The sequence below is a fragment of the Leuconostoc sp. C5 genome (assembly GCF_056530425.1).
Map to the genome: position 1 here is coordinate 444,666 of NZ_CP134351.1, position 25,342 is coordinate 470,007.

Here is a 25,342-nt window from a genome sequence, read left to right on the forward strand (position 1 = left end):
TTTAGAACAGAAATGTAATTTGTTAATTGAAGAAAGGTCGAATAAAATGAGCTATCAAACAATTAATCCCTTTAACGACGAAGTTATTCAAACATTTGACAATCATGATGACGCTTATGTTGAGAAGGCAATTGCCGAAGGTCATGCATTGTATAAAAAGTGGCGCAATGACCCGGCTAGTAGTCGCGCAGAGATATTAAACAAAATTGCTGACTTGATGGAAGAAGATGCTGATCATTTAGCTAAGGTACTTACTATTGAAATGGGTAAGCGATTTGTCGAGGCTCAAGGTGAAGTAGCATTAAGTGTTTCAATTGCTCGTTACTATGCCAAAAATGGTGCAGATTTCCTTAAGCCAGAACCAATCAAATCCTCGATGGGGGATGCGCAAGTAATTTCGCGCCCCACTGGGGTATTGATGATGGTTGAACCATGGAATTTTCCTTGCTATCAAATTATTCGTGTATTTGCACCAAATTATATAGCTGGAAACCCAATGCTTTTGAAGCATGCAAGCAATACGCCAATGGCTGCATCAGAATTTGAAAAAATTGTTGAACGTGCTGGTGCACCTACTGGTGCGTTTGCTAATTTATTCATTGATTACGATCAAGTGAATAAAATTATTGCTGACGATCGTGTACAGGGAGTGGCGTTAACTGGTTCAGAACGTGCCGGACAATTAATTGCTGCCGAAGCTGGTAAAAATATGAAACAAAGTTCGCTTGAACTTGGTGGAAGTGATCCATTCATTGTTCTGGATGATGCCGATTTATCTGAGATTAAAAAGATTATCGGGGGTGCTCGTTTGTACAATGCAGGACAGGTATGTACTTCGTCTAAACGGTTTATTGTAACCGAAAAAAATTATGATGCGGTACTTACAATGTTAAAAGATGCCTTTGCTGAAGCAAAACTAGGCGACCCATTGTTGGAAGATACGACATTAGCACCATTAAGTACCAGCAAGGCTAAGAAAAACTTGACCAAACAAGTGAAAGCGGCAGTTGATGCCGGTGCTACTCTTGAATATGGTAGTGTTGTCCAAGATAAACCAGCTGCACTGTTTGATCCCGTTATTTTAACTGGTATTACAAAAGACAACCCAGCTTATTATCAAGAGTTCTTCGGTCCAGTTGGACAAGTCTACAAAGTGAAAGATGAAGAAGAGGCAATTACACTAGCTAATGATTCTAATTATGGCTTATCGGGCGTGGTATTTGGTGGTTCACCTGAGCATGCGACGGAAGTTGCTTCTCGTATTGAGACGGGAGCGGTTTATGTGAATAGTTTTGGTGGAACATTACCTGAGTTACCATTTGGTGGTGTTAAAAATTCTGGCTATGGACGTGAACTAGGACGCTTTGGTATCGAAACCTTTGTGAACAAGGAACTTATTGTTACTAAAAAGGAACCAATTGATTTAGATAATGCTTTTGGTGGATTTGTTTAAAAATTACTAAATGCCGGTTATTACTGGTTAGACGATTAGATCTCGAATAATGCTGAGATTTAATCGTTTTTCGTTACTTCAAATTGAGAACTTGGTTGGAAAGGATAAATAATGACCAGTATGCAAAGAAGTTTTATATGTTTTGTGGATGGTGAAGAAAAGAATGTTGTCGATGGTGTCTTACTGGCAGAACTAGATATTGAACTACAACAAAAGATAAAGCATGATTTTCCTGACAGCATGTTGGCAGATTTTATTTGCTTTGATCATTTGCTTCAATACCGTTTAGAAAAAATCGATAAAATGATATTGGAGAAGCATAGAACAAACAAACATATTAATAACAAACTAACGCACATATTGACAGATAAAAGTTTTAAAGTTGTTAATGTGAATAAGCATCAAAGAGAATCCTATACATTTGGCCAAAAAATAGCAGATAATGTCGCACATTTTGGCGGTAGTTGGGGATTTATTATCGTGTCCATTTGTGCAATGATTATGTGGATCATCACCAATGTTTTTCAATTGTTCAACATGCATTTTGATCCCTACCCTTTTATATTATTAAACTTATTTTTGAGTATGGTGGCCGCATTACAAGCGCCGTTAATACTAATGAGTCAGAATCGATCATCTGATTATGACAGATTGCACGCGGATAATGATTACCATGTGAATTTAAAGACCGAGGAGGAGATGAGGGTACTGCATGCTAAAATTGACCGTATTATTCAAAAAGATAACCCCGATTTATTTGAAATTCAAAAAATGCAGACAAAAATGCTTGGAGAATTACAAAAACAGGTCAATGAGTTACATAGTCACCAAAAAATTAAAAATGTTGACTAATAAAAAGGCCTAGGTGTGATACACTTTAGGCCTTTTGTTCTGTCTATTTTTATTTTATAAATTGCTTAGAAAGTGACAAGAATTCGTCAATATCTTTTTTAACCAAATCGGCACCAGTCTGCCAAAATTCCGGCTTCGTTAGATCAACACCAAGATGCTTTTTTGCTAATTCTTCTGAAGTCATATTAGCAGTGTCACGTAGCAAGGCAATATATTTTTCTTCAAAATTGTCACCATCTTTTTGTGCTTGCGCGTAAATGCTTGATGAGAATAAATAACCAAATGTATAAGGAAAATTATAAAATGGCACAGAATCAATGAAAAAGTGCAGTTTTGATGACCAGAAGTGGGGATGACGGACATCTAAAATACCATCAAAAGCTTCTTTTTGCGCGTTATCCATTAGTTGATTGAGACGCTGTGGTGTCACTAGGCCATGCTTACGTTCTGTGTAAAACGAATCTTCAAATAAGAAGCGGGCATGTATGTTTAAAAACATAGCAATAGGATTAGTCATTTTTGCATCTAATAATACAATTTTCTCGGCATCTGTTGTTGCTTCTTTTACGTTAGCGTCATTAACAATCAATTCGGCAAAAGTCGAGGCTGTTTCGGCAACGTTCATAGCATAGGCATCACGCCAAAATGGTAAGTCAGTTAGCTGCGCAGAGTGAAATGCGTGACCCAGTTCGTGCGCAATTGTCGCAGCATCATTTACTGAACCTGTGTAGGTTAGAAATATTCGAGACTCGTGTAAATCTGGGACAGATTCCATATAACCACCTGGTTGTTTACCAGGACGGTTCTCTGATTCAATCCAATTATTCTCAAAAGCCTTTTGAGCAAACGTTGCCATCTTAGGTGAAAACTTACCAAATTGTTCGATAATAAATTTAGCAGCGTCATCATAAGAAACATCTGATGGTTTGTAGTCACCGATGTTGGTTAGTGGCGCGACTTGATCTTGCCAACCGATGGATTTCAAACCGAGTAATTGCTTTTTACGTTCAAAATATGGTTTAAACATACTCTTGTTAGCATCTACAACTTGCCACATAGCATCCAAAGTTCCGCGAGACATACGGTTGAGCTCCAGTGGCTGTTCTAAGTGTGATTGACGACCATGAGCTTCTTGATTGGTTAGACGAAATCCAGCCAAATGATTTAATGTATCACTCGTTAAATTTTCAGCTTTTGCCCACATTTTTTCATAGTTTGTCATGAGGTTAGCCCGCACCTCATTATCGGGTTCACCATCTAACATGTTCAAAGCTTGTCCAGCGGAAATTTGACGAGTTTTATTGTTTTCATCGGTATAGCTCATCGATAATGAAGCAGATATTGTGTCATAATGCTGGGACCAAGCTTGCTGTCCATCAAGATCAAATTTGTTAATTAACGTTTCTGTTTTATCGTCCAACAATCGTTTAGCATCAGTACGCAACTCTGTTAAGTAAAAAGCAATTGGTGCAAGACGGCTAGTAGTGATAGCTTTTTCAAATGTTTCATCATCTAATTTTGAAAGTAGTTTTTGAAAAGCATTTAAAGGAGATGAGAAAGAAACCCATAAGTTTCCTAATTTATTAAAATGAGGCGCATAAACACTGTTACCATAATCTACAGACGACCAACCATTAACAAAAATATTGGCAGTACCAATTCCAGCACCAATATTTTGTGCTAAATCAGCTAAATCAGCCAACACCGTGAAATCTTTATCCTGTGCGAGGCTGTAATCGGCTATCATATCAGTAAAATCATTGATTTGCTTTGCGATAAGATCATATTTTTGAGTGAGTTGTGGTGAAGTTATACCACCCGGGAATATACTTTCTAAATTCCATTTTTGTGAGTAGGTCACGTTAATATACCTCGCTTTCTTTATAATTTATGATACCATTCTTAATGAAATTCTAGGGATAATAATTTATTAAACTTCAATTTTAATCATAATTTATTTGCTCCATAACCAAAATTAGCGTACAATTTTATGGATTGATTATAAGGAAAAGTGATTTATGAAAAGAAAGTATAAGTGGTTAATTGGTTGTTTGGTTTTTATTGCTATTTTATTGTTATCAGCTGGTATGTATTTTTTTCATGTTGCTGAGGTCCGCGATGTAGCAGCAGATAAGCCAGACAAATTACGTGCTAAAACAAATTCACTTTACCACTACGAACATGATTTTTTGTCTCGTGCAAAGCAAACATGGACACAAAAAACATCTGATAATTTGAAACTAATTGCTTGGTACGTACCTGCTGAGAAAAAAACAGGTAAAACAGCTATTCTGGCTCACGGCTGGCACAACAATAAAACGACGATGGCCATATATGGTGAGCTATTCCATGAGTTGGGCTACAACGTATTAATTCCAGATAATCGTGCACACGGTGATTCACAGGGTGAAATGATTGGCTACGGTTGGTTAGATCGGCGAGACTATATCGGTTGGTTGAATCAAATTTTAGAAAATAATGGTCAAAAATCAGATATTGTCATGTATGGTATGAGCATGGGTGCTGCTACTGTGTTGTCAACTTCTGGTGAAAATGATTTACCGAATCAGGTGAAAGCAATTATTGCTGATTCGTCCTACACAAGTGTTATAGAAGAGATTAAACATGAAGCAGGAGATATGTATGGCTTACCATGGTTTCCACTTGTTAATGTGGTTTCGGGTATCTCGAAGGTACGGGCCGGATACTCATATGAGGAAGCTAGTCCTTTGAGACAAGTTGAAAAAAACACGCGGCCAACCTTTTTCATTCAAGGTGGGGCCGACACTTTTGTGCCAACCAAAATGGTTTACCCGCTGTACAACGCTTCTAGAGGACCAAAGCAGTTATGGATTACCAAGGGCTCAAAACATGTTCAAAGTTTTCATGACTACCCAGTCGCTTATAGAAGTAAAATAAAAGCATTTTTGGAAAAATATGATAAATAAAAGGATCAACTCATTAATGAGTTGATCCTTTTTTGGAACAAAGTTAATATCAGAAACACTACGAATCTTCTGGATTAACCCCAAAGATCTCAATATGATATCCTGTAATATTTAAACCGCTAGCTTTACGTGCTGCGTCAAACAAAGGAGCCATATCGAAATTATCTGCATCAATAATCTCACTAGTTTGTTGATTGATGATGTGATAATGTGGTTCACCATAATAATCAAAGTGGCGCTTACCATCATCATGAATGTCTATAGCGATGATTAATCCAGTTTCAATTAATTTATCAAGCGTGTTATAAACTGTTGCCAAACTAATATTATTTAAATCTTCGTGAATCATTTCTGCTGTGGGGTGGTTTTTATTTGTAGCGAGATATTCTAAAACGGCCATTCGTTGATACGTAGCTTTTAAACCGTGTTCTTGCAATATTGTACGCAATTTTTGATCAGTCATAAGAATCCTCCATATTTATTACTATTATATCATGATATGTAGAATTGTTCCAAATAACTTGATTTATGAAACTAGATGAGTTAGAATGTTCATTAGAATAGTTCTAACAACAAGGGGAAGTTATGTCTGAAAAATCTGAAAAAACAAGCTTTATGCAGCGAAATAATATTATTCGTGCAGCAGTTATGGGCGCCAATGATGGTATTTTATCAGTATCTGGTATCGTTTTAGGTGTTGCAGGTGCTACTAGTCACACAGATACAATCTTACTAGCGGGGTTTGCTGGTATGTTAGCTGGAACTGTGTCGATGGCAATGGGGGAATATGTTTCGGTCAATTCTCAACATGATGCACAAGAAAAAGTGCGTCAAATTCAAACTCGGGCTGTTGCAAATGATTACGATGGCGAATTTGAATTTGTACAAAAAAAATATGAAGAGACAGGTATATCATCAACGTTAGCTCAACAAGCTACGCAGGAGATGATGTCAAAAGATCCCTTGGTCACATCTGTCCGCGAACGCTATGGATTTTCTTTAAACCAAGAATTAAGTGCTGGCCACGCTGCTTTGGCGTCATTAGTTAGTTTCCCCATAGGATCAATATTACCAATGGTTGCTATTTCTATAGCGCCTCAGGGAACGCGAGAAATTGCCACATTTATTGCTGTTATTGTAGCATTAGCCATTACAGGATATGCAGCAGCTCAAGTAAATGGTGCAAACAAAAAACATTCCGTAATTCGTAATGTCATTGCCGGTATCTTTACAATGATTGTGACGTTCTTAATCGGTAGTTTGTTTAGATAAAAAAGGGGACTGAAATGGAAAAAGTAAAAAAACACGAAACCATGGATGAACGATTAAATGCCATTCGAGCAGGGGTTCTCGGATCTAATGATGGCATACTGACGGTTGTTGGGGTTTTGTTTTCAGTAGCAGCAGCAACGACAAATCAATTTGCAATTTTTATTGCTGGGCTAGCTGACTTAGTGTCATGTGCTTTATCAATGGCTTCTGGAGAATACGCCTCTGTCAGTTCACAGTCAGATAGCGAAAAGGTGGCCGTTGAAACTGAAAAAGAATTGTTAAAAACTGATATGCCAGGGCAACACCGTTGTGTACGAGACTTTTACATGGAACGTGGTGTGTCTGAAAAAACAGCAAGTGCAATAGCTGATGAACTGTTGCAGAAAAAACCTTTAGAAACAGTATTAAGTGTTAAGTATGATATTACACTAGGACACTATATGAGTCCATGGTCAGCTGCTTGGTCATCATTGTTTTCTGCAGCTTTAGGTGGTGCCTTTCCATTGTTGACGTTGTTAATTGTGTCAGGAAAGTATCAATTCGTTGCCACAATTGCAGCAACTGTAGTAGCAGTTGCACTTACTGGATTTCTTAGTGCGAAAATTTCTAACGGCTTAGTTAAGCGTGCAGTGATTCGTAATATTATCATTGGTCTTATTACGATTGCAATCCACTTTGGCATAGGAAAAATATTCTAACTAGTATAAGTTAACAATATCTGTTATATTTTTAATTAATGTTGCTGAATACGGGCTATGTTTGAGATAATAGTATTATGAATAAGAAAATTATGCACAAATGGCGTGTTTTAGATGCACGATTAAAAATATCAACTTTAACTACTTTTTTTACGCGCTCACAAATTGGCTATGTTGGACCGACATTTGCTTATTATTCACTTTTAACAGTCTTTCCTATATTGATGGGGGCAGCTTTAATTGTCTCTTTCACGAGCATCAGTACTGCTGATTTACTAGCAATGATGCGTAATGTATTACCAAAAAATATTGAGAATATTGTGATTCCAATTATGGAATCCGTTTTATCATCAAGAAGTACTTCGCTACTTTCTTTTTCCGTCCTGTTTACGATTTGGTCGATTTCACGTGTGATTGCGGTCTTTCGTCAATCATTTAATGCCATTGCAGACGTTAAAGAACACATTAATAGTTTGTTCACACGAGCTTTTTCATTTATATGGTTGTTGTTTATTTTGACATTATTTGCTTTGTTAATGGTTGGTAGCAATGTTTTGACCATCGTCATTCAGCACTTGCCGTATTCAGAATGGACTAACTTTTTACAACATCAAACGCGTTGGTTTATATGGTTGGGTATTTGGCTGGCTTTAGTCATGATGAATTTTTTTCTGCCGGCAAAAGACGCTCGAGCACCATTTCGTTTTGTTTTAGTTGGCAGTTTTCTTGAATTAGTGATGTTGAATCTCTTGAATAGAGGATTCACGTTTTACGCTCAATTTGCTTTGGGGAAATATGATTTTTATCAATCCGTGAGTTCTATGATTGCTATGCTGATTTGGTTAAACTTGATTGCTACAATTTTGGTATTAGGTTATGTAGTCATCAAATGGTTATCGGTCATTAATTGGAGGAAAGAAGATGTTTCGAAACAGTGATTTTGATATTTTTGAAGACAAAACGTTAAATGGTCGAATGGAAAAAATAAGAACGATTATTGATCCAAAGTTTGAAGAGTTTGCGTCGATTGTGTTGCCTATATTGAATACAAATGGGCAAGAATGGTATGCACATGTAGCTAAGCATTTACGAAGAACAACTTATGCGCCGGATAATACGTGGGTAGCCTTTGCGCCAAATAAGCGCGGTTATAAAATGTTACCACATTTTGAATTAGGCATGTGGGAAGATAATGTTTATTTTTATCTTGCTGTTGAAGAAAATATGAAACCTGCTCAAACTAACGTAATCACTCAAAAATTGCGTGAGGTGAGCCCGTTAGTGAGAGAATTACCAGATTCATACCGATTAAGTCAAGATCACATGGTAAACAAGACATACTCATTATTACAATATGACGATTCAGTAGAACGTTATGAATCGGTTAAGCATAGTGAGGTATTGATTGGAGTAGAAATAAAACGTGGTGATAAACTTTGGGATGGCGATGGCATTGTAGATACCTTGGTTCTAGCAATGAAAAATTTGTTACCAATCTACGAAAAAATTAAATAAAAATAATGGCTAGACTTGAATATTAAGTCTAGCCATTATTTTTTTAAGAATTCATTGCTTCTATCTGGTTAATTTGTTGTAACTCTAGCGTTTGGGCTTCATTTATTTCATTGTATAGTACGGCTGCCAGTGTATTGGGAATAATGCCTGTCGAGCTGGCTTGTTGAATATAATTATATTCAAATTGAAATGCTTGAATATATAAATCACTGTTGATAGTTGGCGTTTCTTGATTATATTCACGTTTTATTAAATTAAAATAACGATCAAATCTTTGACGAACATAACTAATGTATTGGTGGTCATCAGTGTCATTCTCTAAACTATTACGTAAGAGATTATCCAAGTGCTGATTAACTTCACCAATGACGTCGTTATTTAATAGCAGTAATCCTTCATGAATATTTTGCCATTGTTGTGCACTACCTTGATGCTCTTTGGCCCATTTTTTACGACCCTTTAGCCGTTGTTTTTTCGTAATTTGGCCATTTCGGACGTGCCACTTTATATGACGATATCTTGCCTTTACATAGTGAAAAAATCTTTGTAGGGGGCTGTGTTGGAAAAAACTGCTGATTTTGAGACGATTAAGAATTTTTTCATATGCATCAATTACTTCAGAACTGTATTTTTGTTCAACACTGTCACTGTGGAGATAATGAATAATAAAATCTTTCGTGTTGTTTAGCAAACTATTATATTTTTGAGAATTATAATTTCTTGTTGAATGGTTGTCGTTTAACCAGCCTTTTTGCGACTGTAATTGTATCATAATTGCCTCTCGAACTGCTGGGTTTGCAGTAGTCTCAGAAACCTTTAATGAGGCATAGTCAACCATTTTGTTACGTGTGTTTTCAAGGTCAGTCTTGGTATAGGTGACCGCTTTCTTTGGTAGGGCGATAGGTAAAATAATTGCACTCATTAACATACTAATTAAGATAATCAAAGTGGCAACTACAATAAGTTCAGCACGATAAGGGAAAGCATGATTGGCAATAGTTAACGGTAAAGAAAATGCCATGGCTAGCGTCATGGTTCCATGTACGCCACTGATGGCGAATATATGGGACAAAAAACGATGTTGTTTGGGATTGCTGTGGCTGTCAAAGAAAGTGTTAGCCGACTGGTTGTCTTCGCGAAATGCCCAAATATATCGCACAGCATACATAGCAATATAAATTAAGATGCTTAAACCTAATAGTTGCATGATTCCAACTAAGCCCATATGAATAATTTCTTGCCAAACAATCGGTAAAGAAATACCTAAAATAATGAAAACAATACTATTTAAGACATTCGATATTGATTCCCAAATAGTGTTGGAAGTCAGTTGTACTCGTGTCGATGTTAAGCGAAGCTTATTAGATTCCCAATTGTGCACAATACCAGTAGCAACCACGGCTAAGATACCGGAAGTGCCAAATGATTCTGCTAAAAAGTAAACAATAAACGGGGTTAAGAGACTAATCGGGATGATCGTTGTTTCTGGGCTAACGGTTCTGAAAGTAATATTGGTTCGGATAGTGACGAGTAGGAAACCAGTAATCACACCAATTAGCGCACCACCAACTGCAACAAACAAGAAGTGACCAATGCCTGCGATGAGAGAAAATTTTCCTTGTTCAAGCACGGATAGGGCTAAGTCTAATAAAACTAGTCCTGTTGCATCGTTGAATAGTGATTCCAATTCAAGAGCCTCGCCCACACCATTGGGCATATCAACTGACGAGGTCATTGATTTGACGGCAACAGCATCGGTAGGCACAACAATTGCAGCTAGAGCAATTGCTAATGGTAATGTCCACTGTACTTCCACGCGATTAGCTATTAAGCCAACAACGATTGCGGTGGCCACAGCTAGGACTACTGATAGGAGAAAGATAATTGAAAAACGTTTTTTTATTTTAGAAAATGATTGTTTTTGTCCATCTAGAAACATTAACGGTGCAATAATCATTAGCATAAAAAACTCAGGTTCAAGTTCGAAATTTTGAAATATCGGTGTAAATGACAGGAAAATACCAACAATAATTAGGATGAATGGTTCCGGAATTTTGGGGAAGAATTGTTTAATTAGGTTAGTACCAATCACACCGATTAACAATAAAGCTAATGTATATAGTGCTGTCATATATCCTCCTTAAGAATGAAGTTTTAGTGGTTACATGGTTACAATAGTTCTAGTCAAAGAGATTCTCTCATTTGGATTGTTGACGGGATTCGAATTGTTTTGGACAAAGTGGTTTTATCATTCATAATCTGCATTAAGTTGGCTGCAGCCGTTCGACCTATTTCTTGGGGGTTTTGTGATACAGAAGTAATTTCGGGTGAAATCATGTCAGCAAACATGTCATCATCATAACCAATTACACCAACATCATCAGGTATAGCAATATGATGTTTCTTTAAAAATCGAACAATTTCCCACAAGACTTGTCCATTGAGCGCATACAGCGCTTTTTTTGTGGGTGATTCAAGCATGGATTGTAGTGTGTTTTGCCAGTCCTTATTGTCATCAATTTCGATTAGTTTAATTGTAATATTTGTGTTTTCAATACCAGTTTTTAGGCCATTGTAGCGATTCATACGGCTAGACACACCGTTGATATGATTGGATAAAACAATAATTTCTTCGTAATTTTTTGATTTCATTAGATCTGCCACTTCTAGTGATTTTTGAAAATTATCCGATACCACTGCTGGCCAAGTAAATGGTTCAGTATAACGATCAACTTGAACAACGGGGATATTTTCATCAATTAATAGTTGGTAGTGATCAGGTTGGTGAACCAATGGTTGTAAGATAATACCGTCGATCCTTTCGGTGACCATCTTTTCCAAATTACTATATTCACGTTCAATTGAATTGTCGCCGTCCATAATCAAAACTTGATAGATTGTATTTTGAAAATAATCACTGATGCCTTTTAAAAGACGCGAGGTATACATATTGGAAATATCTGCTACAGAGATACCGATTAACAGAGAGTTTTTGGCTTTTAAGGCTTGTGCTTGGCGACTAGGATGATAATCTAATTCAGCAATTGTTTCAGCAATACGTTCTTTTGTTGCTTCTGACATATTATCAAATTTCCCGTTTAAAAAACGGGAAACAGTTGTCTTTGAAACCCTTGCCATTTCAGCTATAACGTTGATGGTCACTTTTTTACTCATGAGAACATTATACGACAAATTAAAAAAAGGGGTTGACAAATATTTGGAAGCGTTTACAATATATCATGTAAACCGGTTTCCGAAAACGATACACGTAATAAAAATAAAGGGATGGAAAAATGGAAAAAGAGCAGTTACATATTGATCCAGAAAAGTTTGCGTTACAATTTCTTGAATCTTTTAAACTAAATTTTGATGCTAAAAATCTTGAGGGTATGGCTAAACAACAACTTGCGGCCTATCTATCTGCTTACTTTCTAGTTGAAAAATTTAATAAAATTGAAGGCGAAAACTTTGATCGGTCACAACCTAATCTATCAGATTTAGGATTTGACGAGTTATTGAAACATGTAACAGAACTAAACAAGTATTGAGGAGCGGATAATGAGAAAAGAACAAATTGTTTTAAATAATTTAGTATTCATGAATGATCATGAGAAGGGAATGCAACAACTTGAAATGTTAAAAAAAGCTGTGTCTTTCGGTGTCTCATCGGTTGAATTACGACGGGAGTACTTTGATGACATTGTTAAAGAAACTCCAGCCATTGCACAATATGCAGTTGATAACAAGTTGCGGTTATTTTATTCCGTACCAGATGAGGTATTTGTGAACCATCGTCTTAATCCAAAATTGGCACAATACTATAATGAAGCACAGGCGCTTGGCATTTATGCAATTAAATTTAATATTGGAGATTTCGAAACGTTATCTTCGGAAGATGTGTCTGAATTAAACCAATTATTAGCGCGCGGCATTCAAACAAATATTGAAAATGATCAAACCCAAGTTTCGGGAAAAATAAAAGCGATTGAAAAGTTTATGTCTGCTGTTACCGAAAATAATTTAGATATTCGCTATGTTTATGATATGGGTAATTGGCGTTATGTTGGTGAAGACGAAGTTGTGGCAGCTGAAAAACTAACACAGTATGTACGCTATATTCATGTTAAAGATGATCAAGGACACGGTGATAATTTGGTAACCGTACCGCTTAATGAAGGAGATATTGCATGGCAATCAATTTTGAACATCTTGCCAAGCAACGTTCCCGTAGCGGTTGAATATCCAACAGTTAATGACAAAGTTATACAAGATGGCGTTCAGGCACTCGCCATCTTTAATTAAAGGGGTGTAAGACTTATGACTAATATAATTATTAGTATTTTGCTCTTACTAACATTTGTAGGCTTTATCTATTACATTGTTAAGGGTGGCAATTTAGTTATTGGTTTCTTTGTAATGGCGCTTCTCTGGTCTGTTATTGGGCTGGTACCTTTCGACCAAGTTGTTCAAAAGGTTATTGCAGAGCCAGCATTGAATTATGGACCAACAATTATTTACATTGTTTTTGGTTCTTGGTTTGGTCGTGTACTAGTTGATTCTGGTATAGCTGGATCCATTTCGGCGCAGACTGAAAGAGTTGGACGAAAAGCGCCTATTTTTGCAACGATATTAGTTGTGCTCGTCACAGCATTGATTTTCTCGTCGGCATACGGCGTTGGTTCGGTTATCGCCATTGGTGTTATATTAATTCCAATCTTGTTGTCGATTGGGGTCCCTAAAAAGGTCGCCATTCCAGCATTCACAATGGCTATTGGTGCGCCAATGTACATTAACGTAGTCCTATTTAATCAAATAAAAGCGTTCTTCCCGTCAGTTAGTTTTTCGGGAAAATACTTGATTTTTGGATTAGCAGCCATGGGGGTTCAATTATTAGGCGTTATTGTCTTCATATTGCTTAATAGTAAAAGCATCAAAAATGGTGAAATTGAAACAATTGATGACAGTAAACAAGCAACCTTCCAGAAAACGCATCCAATTACATTTATCATCCCTGTTTTACCGGTGGCCTTGAATATGTTCTTCCATTGGGATGCTATTCCTGCTCTGTTATTGGCAACTATTATTGCGTTGTTATTGACAGGGCAAATGAAATCTTATAAAGGATTAGTTGCTTTTATCAACAAAACAGTTTCACAAGCAATCAATGATATTTCTGGTTTGATCATATTCTTGATGGCATTGGTTATGTTTGCCGGCGCAGCTACTATGAACGTGCCCCATTTTAAAAGCATGATTGAAGTTATTTTACCAAGTAGTCCATTGGTTTTGGCAATTGCCATTGGTATATTAGCACCATTGGCTTTGTTCCGCGGACCTTTGCATGTTTGGGGTGCCGGAGCGGCTACGGCGGCAGTTTTAGCTGCTACAGGTACTTTCCAACCAATATTTTTGCTACCACTTCTTTACACGGCAAGTATTATGGCAGTTTCCATTGATTTAACACAGTCATGGAATACATGGGCGCTAACTTATTCAAAGTTGGAAACAAAGGAATACTTAAAAATGGGCATACCAGTGATGTGGGTAGTATCGTTTGTGAACGAACTATTGGTTTATGGCTTTTTTGGACATTAAAAAGGAGTTAGGAGAAACAAGATGAGTGAAATTTTAACATTAGGTGAACCGGTAGTGACGTTTGCTTCCACCGACTTAAATAAGGGTTTAGTTGATAGTATTAATTACTATAAATTTTTGGGTGGTGCTGAACTAAATGTCATGATCGGTGCTACTCGATTAGGTCATAACACGGAATACATTTCTCAGGTTGGTGCAGATCCGTTGGGTCAATTTACGATTAAGGAAATAGCGCGTTATAATGTTGGTAATCATTATATTGCTACAGATGAAGGCAATTGGACGGCGTTTCAGTTAAAAGAATTAGTTGATCAAGGAGATCCATCAACTTTTAATTTTCGCAGAAATTCAGCTGCGGCACACTTTGACAAATCGTTAATTGATCAAGTTGATTTTTCCGATGTAAAGATAGCCCATTTATCAGGGATTTTCCCCGCAATTTCGCTTCAAGCACGTGAAGCATTCCGTTATTTTGCTGAACAATTAATTGATCATGGTATTAGAACAACATTTGATCCAAACTTACGCCCTGCTTTATGGGAGTCTAGAGAAGTGATGATTGAAACGATCAATGATTTAGCAAAATATGGTGAAATTGTTTTACCTGGTATTGATGAAGGTGAAATCCTAATTGGATCAAGAGACCCAGAGACCATCGCCGATTTTTATCTGAATAATAGTGACCGCACACAAACTGTCGTTGTCAAAATTGGTTCTGATGGAGCCTATGTCAAAAACAAGAGCGGTGAGAGTTACATTGTTAATGGGTTTAAGGTTGAAAAGGTCGTTGATACTGTTGGCGCAGGGGATGGATTTGCGCTTGGCTTGATTACCGGTTTGATTGAAGGATTGACCATGGCAGATGCTGTAAGACGGGGGAACGCTGTAGGTGCTCTACAAGTTCAAACACCGGGTGACAACGATGGGTACCCAACACAGGAAGAACTAGAAGCATTTTTGGCAGATAATAAGAAAGAGGCATAATATGACAAAACAAGTATTCTTACCAGATGATATTCCAGCAGTTGGGAAAAAGATTCTTGAAGAAGCAGGATTAGAAGTAGTTGTTGGTTCTGGTCGTGATCATGAAAAGATGAAGGCTGAAGGGGTAGAGGCAAGTGCTGTATTGATTGGTACACAAAAGTTTGATGCAGATATAATGGACGCTATGCCAAATTTAAAGGTTATTGCACGTAACGGCGTTGGTTATGATGCTGTTGACGTGGATGCTGCAACCCAGCGCGGTATCTATGTTGTGAACACACCTAAAGCTTTATCAGGATCAGTTGCTGAAACGGCTGTCTCTGAGTTATTAGCTATCAGCAAGAACTTATATCAAGATTCAAAAGCAATTCATGATGATAATTGGAATTATCGAAAGGCACACCCAGGCCGTGATATTGAAGGGAAAACTGTTGGTATCTTAGGATTTGGTCGTATTGGTCAGCAAGTTGCTAAAAAATTAAGTGGGTTTGATGTTAAGGTCATTGCCTTTGATCCCTTTGCCAAGGATGTGCCTGGTGTTGAATTGGTTGATCGTGAAACGATTTTTAAAACTGCCGACTATGTGATGGTCCATTTGCCGGCATTACCTGAGACTCAGCATTCAATTGGCGCAGATGAGTTTAAGTTAATGAAAAATGACGCATTTCTAATTAATATGGCTCGTGGTTCTATTCTGGTTGAATCTGACTTGGTCTTGGCTCTGAAATCGGGTGAGATAGCTGGTGCGGCTTTAGATGTTTTTGAAGAAGAGCCATTGCCTGTTACAAACCCATTAGTTGCATTGGAAAATGTTTTGCTCACACCACATATTGCTTCTAATACTGTTGAAACTAAGGCGCGTATGGCGGTTGATGCAACCAATGACATTGTTCGGGTATTATCTGGCAAGAACCCAGAATCAGCTGTGAATAAAATTGGTAAATAACTAGAAAAACGACTGATTAAAAGTCGTTTTTTAATTTCAAGGTGTATAATGTAGCTATTCTAATAGATTACAGGAGAAAACATGACACAATTCACACGGCTTTATAATAATTTTCAACCTGAACACTATGATATCTATTTAGATATTAATCGTGAGACGAAACAGTTTAATGGTAGAACAAAGATTAGTGGTAATGCACTAGTCAACAATATTGCCTTACATCAAAAAAATTTGCAAATTCAGTCTGTTCACATTAATGAAAAAGAGATTCCTTTTGTCATTGATGATAACGCTGATTTGATTAAAATTTCGACAGAAACTATTGGTCAGATAGATATCACTGTGACTTATAAGGCGACGTTAACCGACACAATGATGGGGATTTATCCTTCGTATTACGAGCTAGATGGTGTTAAAAAACAAATTATCGGTACACAATTTGAAACAAGTTTTGCTCGTCAAGCTTTTCCAAGTGTGGACGAACCGGAAGCTAAAGCGACATTTGATTTATCAATCAAGTTTGATGAACAACCAAATGAAACAATTTTAGCCAATATGCCAGAGATACGCACAGAAAATGGCGTACATTATTTTGATACAACAGTGCGGATGTCAACTTATTTAGTGGCCTTTGCCTTTGGTGAATTACAAAGTAAGCAAACGGTTACTAACACAGGGGTAAAAGTTGGTGTATTTTCTACCAAGGCACATGCTCCCAAAGAATTGGATTTTGCACTAGACATTGCTAAACGATCGATTGAGTTTTTCGAAGATTTTTATCAGACACCTTACCCATTACCACATTCTTGGCAACTAGCCTTGCCTGATTTCTCTGCAGGAGCAATGGAAAACTGGGGATTAGTAACTTATCGTGAAGCTTATGTATTGCTTGATCCTGAAAATTCAGCGTTGAATACCAAACAAATTGTTGCCACAGTTATTGCTCACGAATTAGCGCATCAATGGTTTGGCGACTTAGTCACGATGAAATGGTGGGATGATTTGTGGCTCAATGAAAGCTTTGCTAATATGATGGAGTATGTGGCAATTGATGCCATTGAGCCTGATTGGCACATTTGGGAAAGCTTCCAAACAAGTGATGTTGTTTCAGCATTGAAGAGAGATAGCACAGATGGCGTACAATCAGTCCACACTCAAGTAGAACACCCAGCTGATATTGATGCTTTATTTGATCCAGCAATTGTTTATGCCAAAGGGGCAAGACTGTTGGTGATGGTTCGTTCTTTGATTGGGGATAAGGCTTTACGTGAAGGACTAAAAAGATACTTTGCTCGTCATCGCTATGCAAACGCAGCAGGAGCTGATTTGTGGGAGGCTTTGGGTGAAGCTTCAGGTCAAAATATTAAAGCAGTGATGGATTCTTGGTTGGAACAACCAGGATATCCAGTGGTTTCAGCAAAAGTTATTGATGGCCAGTTAACCATATCTCAAGAACAGTTTTTCATTGGTGAATACGAAGAAAGTGACCGTCAGTGGCAAATACCCTTAAACAGTAACTATGATGTGGCACCCCAAATACTATCCAGTAAGCGTGTAGTGATTGGTGATTATGCTCAATTACGTGAATCAGTTGGCACACCTTTTAGGCTGAATGACGGTAATGATTCGCATTTTATTGTTAAATATGATGCCCAATTACTAAAAGATATTTTAGAACATCTTGATGAATTGGATAATATTTCGCAAAGACAAATTCTTCAGGATCTACATTTGCTAGCTGATGGTAGGCAAATTACCTATGCTGATATCGTGCCACTGCTGGTCAATTTTGCGCACAAAGATGCCATGTTGGTTAATGCAGTACTATATAGTATTCTTTCAGACTTGAAGAAATTTGTTACACCAAATTCAGCTGAAGAAAAAGCTTTGAAGGAATTCTATGATGTACTAAGTAGAAAACAAGTAAAATGCTTGGGCTGGGCCGGTCAAAGCGGTGAATCATACGACAATCAGCTCACACGTCCTTATGTTTTGAATGCTTCTTTGTATGCAGAAAATCCTGATACAATTGCAACGGCTCATGAATTATTTGAGAAAAACAGTGATAATCTACAAAACCTATCTGCTGATATTCGTCACTTCGTACTCGCCAATGAATTGAAGCACTTTGGCAACACGTCATTGTTTGAACAACTGTTAACTACTTACCGAAAATCCTCTGATGCTAATTACAAAGCTGACTTACGTTCGGCCTTAACTAGTACCCTAAAGCCAGATTTAATTGTAAAATTGATTGATCAGCTAAAGGACGCTGACACGATTAAACCGCAAGATCTCCGTGGTTGGGTCTATGGCTTGCTAGTTAATGATAAAAGTCAGCAGTTAGTCTGGGATTGGGTTCGTGAGCAGTGGCAGTGGCTAGAAGACACGATCGGTGGTGACATGGAATTTACGATGTATATTACTGTTATTGCCATTGTGTTCCATACACCAGAGCGACTAGCTGAATTTAAGGCGTTCTTTGAACCTAAGTTGAATACGCCTGGATTAACACGGGAAATTACTATGGACATTAAAGTAATCTCAAGCCGTGTTGATTTAATCGCAGCTGAAAAGGATGGTGTGAATAAAGCCATTTCTGAGGCTATAAAATAAACTAGTTAAAAAGCAAACGGTTATATGTTTGCTTTTTTGATATAAATCATTTTGTGGTAATCCTTTTGAATTGCTAATTAATACCGACTTAGAGTAGAATGGGGTTGTATTGAAAGCGTTTTCTATTAGAAAGGGGATCACGATGTATTATAGCAATGGTAATTATGAAGCATTTGCAACACCACGCAAGCCGAAGAACGTAGATCAGAAATCAGCATATATTGTCGGTTCGGGGCTAGCAGGATTGGCTACTGCAGTATTTCTTATTCGTGACGGTCATATGAAGGGAGAGTCAATTCATATATTTGAAGAACTCCCACTGGCTGGTGGTTCATTGGATGGTATTCAACGACCTAATGTTGGTTTTGTCACACGTGGCGGCCGTGAAATGGAAAGTCATTTTGAGTGTTTATGGGATTTATATCGCTCAGTGCCATCATTGGAAATCCCTGGAGCCTCTTACCTTGATGAGTATTATTGGCTGGATAAGGATGATCCTAATTCATCAAATTGTCGGTTGATTTACGATCGTGGAAATCGTGTGCCAAACGACGGTGACTATACGTTAGGTAAATCATCTGAAGAAATTATTAAATTGATTATGACGCCTGAAGCAAAATTAGGCACAACGACGATTGAAGATTATTTTTCAGAAGACTTTTTCAAAAGCAATTTTTGGATATATTGGGCAACAATGTTTGCTTTTGAAAAGTGGCATTCAGCGATCGAGATGAGACGTTATGCAATGCGCTTCATTCACCATATTGATGGGTTACCGGATTTTTCTGCATTGAAGTTCAATAAATATAATCAATATGATTCGATGGTCTTGCCTTTGATCAAGTATCTCGAAGATCATGGTGTTGACGTACAGTTTGATTCTACGGTTGATAATGTCATGGTGAATTTTGATCACGGCAATAAAGTTGTCAAGGAGCTACAGCTCACTGTTGCAGGGAAGCCAGAAACTAAACAGCTTACAGCAAATAATTTAGTTTTCATAACGAACGGTTCCATTACTGAAAGTACGACCTATGGGAGCCATTTTGAACCAGCGCCAGTGACAAACGAACCCGGTGGGTCGTGGCGTTTGTGGGAAAAATTAGCTGAACAATCAGACGAATTTGGTCATCCAAGTGTGTTTTATCAAAACTTACCAGCAAAAAGTTGGTTTGTTTCAGCAACAGCAACAATTAAAAATACTGAAATTGATCCCTATATTGAACGACTTACCAAGAGGGATCTGCATGACGGTAAAATCAATACCGGTGGCATTGTAACCATTACCGATTCAAACTGGTTGATGAGTTTTGCTGTCCATCGTCAACCACATTTTAAGCAACAAAAGCCCAATGAAACAACAGTTTGGATTTACGGACTATATTCTGATGTTCCTGGTAACTATGTTAAGAAGACTATTGTAGAGTCTTCTGGTCAAGAAATTACACAAGAATTTTTGTACCACCTAGGTGTCCCTAAAAGTAAAATTAATCAATTAGCACAGCAAGAATCAATTAACACTGTTCCAGTGTACATGCCGTTTATTACAAGTTATTTTATGCCACGTGTCATGGGTGATCGTCCAAAAGTAATTCCGGATGGCTCTGTCAATTTGGCATTTATTGGAAACTTTGCTGAGTCACCTTCGCGAGATACAGTCTTTACTACGGAATATTCAGTACGGACTGCTATGGAGGCTGTATATAGCTTGCTAGATGTTGAGCGTGGTGTACCAGAAGTCTTTAATTCAATCTACGATATTAGAGAATTATTGCGAGCTATGTACTATATGAATGATAAAAAGCCACTGAGCGAAATGGATTTGCCAATTCCTAAACTAATACAAAAAGTTGGACTTAAGAAAATTAAAGGTACTTGGTTAGAAGAATTATTGGCAGAAGCACACTTATTATAAACTTTGTCAGGCACTCGTCCGCAGATGAGTGCTTTTGTCGTATAATGAGATAAAAACAATAAAAGGTGTATTATGATTAATCAATATGGTCGAATTGCTGTTGATTCAGCAACCGAATTAGAAGAGCTAAGAGCTGTTGGTTTTAATAGTGAAGACTTTGAAACACTATTGCGACGTGCTTTGACAAATTATAAAACGTATGAAGCCCAAAATGACTGGTTACGGGAACATGTCGCCACCGATGAGCAAAATATTTTTCTTTTCTTAGAAACAAAGCAACCACTCACACAAGCCGTCTTTTATTGTATTGCTGCCCAACTGCTAGGATTTACGGAGGCCTTGGCGGGTAACGGATATAATGGGGTGGCTACATTTCGGCAATTAGGTTTACCAATAGCGACGGTAAATAATTTACGTCACGCATGGTATGAGTTGCTAAACAGCCACACAAATAATGGTTTGTTATTTATTGATGAGCTGGCAAGCCAAGGATATTTTGAATCTAATAATCATCGCCTACTCTTTAATGGTAAGTCTTTGCCAACCTATAATACAAACGATTTAATCCGTGAGTCGGTTTGGGTGGAAACTTCTGTTGATACTGATAATGACGGGCGATTTGATTTAGTCCAAGTAGATATTATAAGACCAAATACAAATGAAAAATTACCGGTTCTATTTACAGCATCACCTTATTATCAAGGTTTAAACGAAAAAGAAAATGACGCCAAGGTTCATGACGTTAACGTACCGTTAACAAGAAAGGATACGCATCAATCAGCCCTGAGTAATTTGAATCAGATGGAAGAGACTGTGGCAAAACCGCTTGCACGTCAAATTAATGGTTACGCTGAAGAAGCTTCTGTGATTTTTACTCAAGAAGCAGGGAAACCCGTTGATTTGAATCAGTATTTTTTGTCCCGTGGCTATGCAGTTGTTTACGCTGCAGGTATTGGCACACGTCATTCTGATGGTATGCAGGATACTGGATCTCCCGAGCAAGTTGAATCAATGAAAAATGTTGTTGAATGGTTAGCTGGTAATAGAGTGGCCTTTACTGATCGCACAAGTAATATTGCCATTGTAGCTAATTGGTCAAATCACAATATTGCTATGACGGGACGCTCTTATTTGGGAACTTTGGCTACGGCAGTTGCCACCACAGGAGTTTCTGGTTTAAAAACGGTTATTTCGGAGGCTGCTATCTCTAATTGGTATCAATATTACAGAGACAATGGTCTGGTTGTCGCACCCGGTGGCTTTCCAGGTGAAGATATGGATGTATTAGCCGAATTAGTATATTCACGGATAAAAGATCCAGCTGACTGGTTAAAAACTAAAAAACAGTGGGATGATTTTCAAGCGAATACTGAAAAGTTCACTGACCGTGTAAATGGCAATTATGACTACTACTGGGATACACGTAATTATTTAAATCAAGTCAAGAATATTAAAGTGGATATGATAATGGTTCATGGTCTAAACGATTGGAATGTTAAACCACGGCAAGTTTATCAATTATGGTCAGCACTCCGCGATTTACCAAACGTTAAAAAAATATATTTACACCAAGGCCAACATATCTATATCAACAACAATCGCTCTTTGGATTTTTCAGATCAGATGAATCTTTGGTTGACTGAGAAATTATTGGATAAAGATGTCAAAGCTAACGAAATATTACCTACCGTTACATGGCAAGACAACACTACAGAAGATGCTTGGCATGTCCTAGATGAGTGGGGAGCAAGCAAAAAGGGTAAGTACTATATTGGTAATAATGTGCTTACCACCAATCAAAATAGCGGTGAACTCAATTTTAAGGATTGGTTACCTGAAAATCAGTTCGCTTATTACTGCGAGCATTTTGATAAATGGCGTGACGACACGATTACTGGAAAATTGCCAACAAATCAGATATTTGAGAGCGAAACTTATACGAGCGAACGAACAGTAGATGGGGAAATCTTATTAAACCTGCGAGTGAAATCATCACAGAATATAGGATTGATCAGTGCAATGGTTGTCGACTATGGGAATGACACATATCTCAAAGAAACACCTACTAACCAAGGAGTGGTGATTGACCGTGGTGTGAATTTTAGTCCGACAGATTTGATGTCGTTTGAATCCGAAAAATCTGCTTACAAGATGATTACTATTGGTCATATTAATCTACAGAATCGGACAAGTCCTCGTCAAAATGATGACTTATGGCCCAATCAATATGTCGATTTACATTTTGAGTTACAACCAACCTACTACAAAATGAGACCAGGACATCAATTGGGATTAATTATATATGCGACAGATTTTGAAATGACAATTCGGGGAAACCAATCCATCGCGTACACTATAGATTTATCAAAGAGTTCGCTAGATGTACCATTCACTTGTAAATAATAACTATAAAACATGAAGTTTTATCTTGTAATTAAGATAGGCTTCATGTTTTCAATTGTAACCGTTTACATAATTGCCGGATTGTGTTATCCTTAAGATAGTAACTAGTACGTACAAGTTGTTTAATTAAAGGAGAAGGCTATGTTTGGATTTGGGAAAAAAATAAGCGAAGATGAGCACGTTTACGCACCAGTAACCGGTGAAGTAATTCCTTTAGACAAGGTTTCGGATCCTGTTTTTGCACAGAAAATGATGGGTGATGGATATGCAGTCGAACCTAATGCTTCAAAAATTGTTTCCCCGGTTTCTGGGAAGGTGACGATGGTTCAAGGTCATGCTGTTGGTTTGAAACGCTTTGACGACCTAGAGCTGTTAGTGCATATAGGTATCGATACCGTTTCTTTAAATGGCAAACCATTTACAACGGCAGTGAAAGAAGGCGATATTGTTGATGCAGGTGATGACCTGGTAACAGTCAACTGGGAGCAAGTGGAAGAAGCTGGTCTTCCAAAAACAACGCTAGTGTTGATTACAAATACAGCAGATAAATTAGAATCAATCACAGTTCATTATGGACCAGCAGTTGCAGGACAACAGTTGGGTAGTGCTAAGGCAAGGAGAGACTAATTATGGCTAAGGAAGACTATGAAGGCATGGCTCAAGACATCATTAAAAATGTGGGCGGTAAGGACAATGTTGATAAAGTGATACATTGTATTACACGCTTGCGTTTCTATTTAAATGATGAAACTAAGGCCAATACAGAAGAAATGTCAAAAGTACCAGGAATAGCTGGTGCCGTCTATAACAGCGCGTTGGGACAGTATCAAGTAGTTATCGGACCAGCAGTTGCTGACGTCTACGATAAGGTTGTCGAGCATCTAGGATCAAGTGTAGTGGACAACGAAGCAACGAATGCAGCAGTAGAAGCAACAAAAGCCAAAGAGCAAAAGCCAAAAAATGTACTTGACTGGTTTAAAGGTGCATTCCAAACGCTAATTGGTACAATCACTGGATCAATGATTCCGGTGATTGGATTATTAGCAGCAGGTGGTATGTTAAATGGATTTCTGACTTTATTGTCAGATCCAAATTTGCTTGGTTTAATTAGTACCAAGTCAGATACGTTTACGATTATTCAGTCGATGGCGATGGCACCATTTTACTTTTTACCAGTGTTAGTCGGATTTACAGCAGCGCAGCAGTTAAAATCAGATCCTTTGGTTGTGGCGGCGATTGGTGCGCTGTTAGTTAAACCAGAAATGATTGGGTTATCAGCAGCAAAGGCCTCAGGTGTGTTGTTAGGTATGCCAATCAACGCACATTTCTTTGGTTTACCAATTACAATTCCTAACTATGCTTATTCAATTTTCCCAATTATTTTTGCAGCTTGGTTGGCACGTCCCATTGGGAATTGGCTAAAGGACCATTTGCCAGTTTCAATTCGATCAATCTTCCAACCTTTAATCACTATATTTATTGTTGGTTCTGTTGTATTAGTAATCATGGGACCCGCAATTACAATGATTTCATCCGGTATATCTGTTGCTATTAATGCGTTGCTTAACTTTAACTACGCATTATCTGGTTTGGTTATCGGAGGTTTGTATCAAGTATTAGTTATTTTCGGATTGCATTGGATGGTTGTGCCGCTAATTGCTAACGAAATTGCGCAAACAGGGCAGTCACAATTGAATGCGCTGGTTAACTTCACAATGATTGCACAAGGTGCTGGTGCATTAGCAGTCTTTGCAAAAACTAAGATTGCTAACTTGAAAGGTTTGGCCGGTGCTGGTGCGTTGTCAGCCTTTGCTGGAATTACTGAGCCTGCCATGTATGGTATTAATTTGAAATATGGTCGAGTGTTCTGGATGGCTAACTTAGGTGGTGCCACAGGTGGTTTGATTGCCGGACTATTCAATCTTCATATGTATGGTTTCACCGGCTCATTAATTGGTTTCCCATCATTTGCTTCTCCACAAGATAATCCTAATAACTTATTGATTTTCGTTATCGCCTCAGCAGCAACAATTGCCGTTTCGTTTGTAGCAGTTTATCTATGGGGATTTAAAGACAGCGACACGGAACAAGCAGCCGCACAAGTTGAAAAGAAGAACGTCTTCAAAGATGCCATTTCAAAGTGAG

Annotated in this window: 21 protein-coding genes; 17 read left to right on the forward strand and 4 right to left on the reverse strand. The window is 37.7% G+C overall.

Translation table 11 applies throughout. The features are described from left to right. Positions 1–46 precede the first annotated feature (46 nt). Positions 47–1,453, forward strand: coding sequence for an NAD-dependent succinate-semialdehyde dehydrogenase (locus RHP56_RS02405; RefSeq protein WP_102753106.1), 1,407 nt, complete (start codon positions 47–49; stop codon positions 1,451–1,453). Between the two features lie 111 nt (positions 1,454–1,564). After that, a complete protein-coding gene (locus RHP56_RS02410; RefSeq protein WP_102753107.1) occupies positions 1,565–2,305 on the forward strand; it encodes a DUF1003 domain-containing protein in 741 nt (246 codons plus the stop codon). A 49-nt stretch (positions 2,306–2,354) separates the two neighbouring features. On the opposite strand, the gene RHP56_RS02415 is transcribed toward RHP56_RS02410, so the two are convergent. Further along, positions 2,355–4,166 carry a M3 family oligoendopeptidase gene (locus RHP56_RS02415; RefSeq protein ID WP_102753108.1) on the reverse strand — a complete coding sequence of 604 codons (1,812 nt, stop codon included), beginning with the start codon at positions 4,164–4,166 and terminating at the stop codon, positions 2,355–2,357. A 157-nt stretch (positions 4,167–4,323) separates the two neighbouring features. On the opposite strand from RHP56_RS02415, the gene RHP56_RS02420 reads away from it, so the two are divergent. Beyond that, entirely contained in the window at positions 4,324–5,253 is a 930-nt protein-coding gene (locus RHP56_RS02420; RefSeq protein ID WP_102753109.1) for an alpha/beta hydrolase, read from the forward strand. A gap of 58 nt (positions 5,254–5,311) precedes the next feature. Here the strand turns inward: RHP56_RS02420 and RHP56_RS02425 are convergent, their stop codons facing one another. Next, positions 5,312–5,716, reverse strand: coding sequence for a Fur family transcriptional regulator (locus RHP56_RS02425; protein WP_036090040.1), 405 nt, complete (start codon positions 5,714–5,716; stop codon positions 5,312–5,314). Positions 5,717–5,838: 122 nt separating this feature from the next. On the opposite strand from RHP56_RS02425, the gene RHP56_RS02430 reads away from it, so the two are divergent. The 4 genes from RHP56_RS02430 to RHP56_RS02445 all read left to right on the forward strand — a co-directional run bounded on the left by RHP56_RS02430 (position 5,839) and on the right by RHP56_RS02445 (position 8,738). Then, positions 5,839–6,525 (forward strand): VIT1/CCC1 transporter family protein, encoded by a 687-nt coding sequence (locus tag RHP56_RS02430; RefSeq protein WP_011679331.1) that lies wholly within the window; start codon positions 5,839–5,841, stop codon positions 6,523–6,525. Between the two features lie 14 nt (positions 6,526–6,539). Beyond that, entirely contained in the window at positions 6,540–7,223 is a 684-nt protein-coding gene (locus tag RHP56_RS02435) for a VIT1/CCC1 transporter family protein (RefSeq protein WP_004164582.1), read from the forward strand. A gap of 77 nt (positions 7,224–7,300) precedes the next feature. Then, on the forward strand, positions 7,301–8,161 hold the full coding sequence (locus tag RHP56_RS02440) for a YihY/virulence factor BrkB family protein (RefSeq protein ID WP_102753110.1): 861 nt from the start codon (positions 7,301–7,303) through the stop codon (positions 8,159–8,161). Further along, entirely contained in the window at positions 8,145–8,738 is a 594-nt protein-coding gene (locus RHP56_RS02445; RefSeq protein ID WP_102753111.1) for a DUF1054 family protein, read from the forward strand. The genes RHP56_RS02440 and RHP56_RS02445 overlap by 17 nt, the downstream gene beginning before the upstream one ends. Positions 8,739–8,781: 43 nt before the next feature. On the opposite strand, the gene RHP56_RS02450 is transcribed toward RHP56_RS02445, so the two are convergent. Then, positions 8,782–10,869, reverse strand: a complete 2,088-nt coding sequence (locus RHP56_RS02450) for a cation:proton antiporter (protein WP_084014725.1) — start codon at positions 10,867–10,869, stop codon at positions 8,782–8,784. A gap of 53 nt (positions 10,870–10,922) precedes the next feature. After that, the gene (locus tag RHP56_RS02455; RefSeq protein ID WP_041775228.1) at positions 10,923–11,912 is read right to left on the reverse strand and encodes a LacI family DNA-binding transcriptional regulator; all 990 of its coding nucleotides are present in this window, start codon (positions 11,910–11,912) and stop codon (positions 10,923–10,925) included. Positions 11,913–12,031: 119 nt separating this feature from the next. Between RHP56_RS02455 and RHP56_RS02460 the strand changes: the two genes are divergently transcribed. The 10 genes from RHP56_RS02460 (at position 12,032) to RHP56_RS02505 (ending at position 25,341) form a co-directional block, all read left to right on the forward strand. Beyond that, positions 12,032–12,286 carry a hypothetical protein gene (locus RHP56_RS02460; protein WP_010286019.1) on the forward strand — a complete coding sequence of 85 codons (255 nt, stop codon included), beginning with the start codon at positions 12,032–12,034 and terminating at the stop codon, positions 12,284–12,286. A 10-nt stretch (positions 12,287–12,296) separates the two neighbouring features. After that, entirely contained in the window at positions 12,297–13,040 is a 744-nt protein-coding gene (locus RHP56_RS02465; protein ID WP_011679336.1) for a sugar phosphate isomerase/epimerase family protein, read from the forward strand. Between the two features lie 15 nt (positions 13,041–13,055). Next, the gene (locus RHP56_RS02470; protein ID WP_011679337.1) at positions 13,056–14,333 is read left to right on the forward strand and encodes a hypothetical protein; all 1,278 of its coding nucleotides are present in this window, start codon (positions 13,056–13,058) and stop codon (positions 14,331–14,333) included. A 21-nt stretch (positions 14,334–14,354) separates the two neighbouring features. Further along, positions 14,355–15,317 carry a sugar kinase gene (locus tag RHP56_RS02475; RefSeq protein WP_011679338.1) on the forward strand — a complete coding sequence of 321 codons (963 nt, stop codon included), beginning with the start codon at positions 14,355–14,357 and terminating at the stop codon, positions 15,315–15,317. A 1-nt stretch (position 15,318) separates the two neighbouring features. Continuing rightward, positions 15,319–16,263 carry a phosphoglycerate dehydrogenase gene (locus tag RHP56_RS02480; RefSeq protein ID WP_011679339.1) on the forward strand — a complete coding sequence of 315 codons (945 nt, stop codon included), beginning with the start codon at positions 15,319–15,321 and terminating at the stop codon, positions 16,261–16,263. A gap of 81 nt (positions 16,264–16,344) precedes the next feature. Beyond that, a complete protein-coding gene (locus RHP56_RS02485; protein ID WP_462794724.1) occupies positions 16,345–18,879 on the forward strand; it encodes a M1 family metallopeptidase in 2,535 nt (844 codons plus the stop codon). A 142-nt stretch (positions 18,880–19,021) separates the two neighbouring features. After that, on the forward strand, positions 19,022–20,794 hold the full coding sequence (locus RHP56_RS02490; protein ID WP_102753113.1) for an oleate hydratase: 1,773 nt from the start codon (positions 19,022–19,024) through the stop codon (positions 20,792–20,794). Between the two features lie 72 nt (positions 20,795–20,866). Continuing rightward, entirely contained in the window at positions 20,867–23,197 is a 2,331-nt protein-coding gene (locus tag RHP56_RS02495; protein ID WP_102753114.1) for a Xaa-Pro dipeptidyl-peptidase, read from the forward strand. A gap of 141 nt (positions 23,198–23,338) precedes the next feature. After that, the gene (locus RHP56_RS02500) at positions 23,339–23,824 is read left to right on the forward strand and encodes a PTS sugar transporter subunit IIA (RefSeq protein WP_010284928.1); all 486 of its coding nucleotides are present in this window, start codon (positions 23,339–23,341) and stop codon (positions 23,822–23,824) included. 2 nt (positions 23,825–23,826) lie between these two features. Then, a complete protein-coding gene (locus tag RHP56_RS02505; RefSeq protein WP_011679343.1) occupies positions 23,827–25,341 on the forward strand; it encodes a PTS transporter subunit EIIC in 1,515 nt (504 codons plus the stop codon). The last annotated feature ends 1 nt before the right edge of the window (position 25,342 follow it).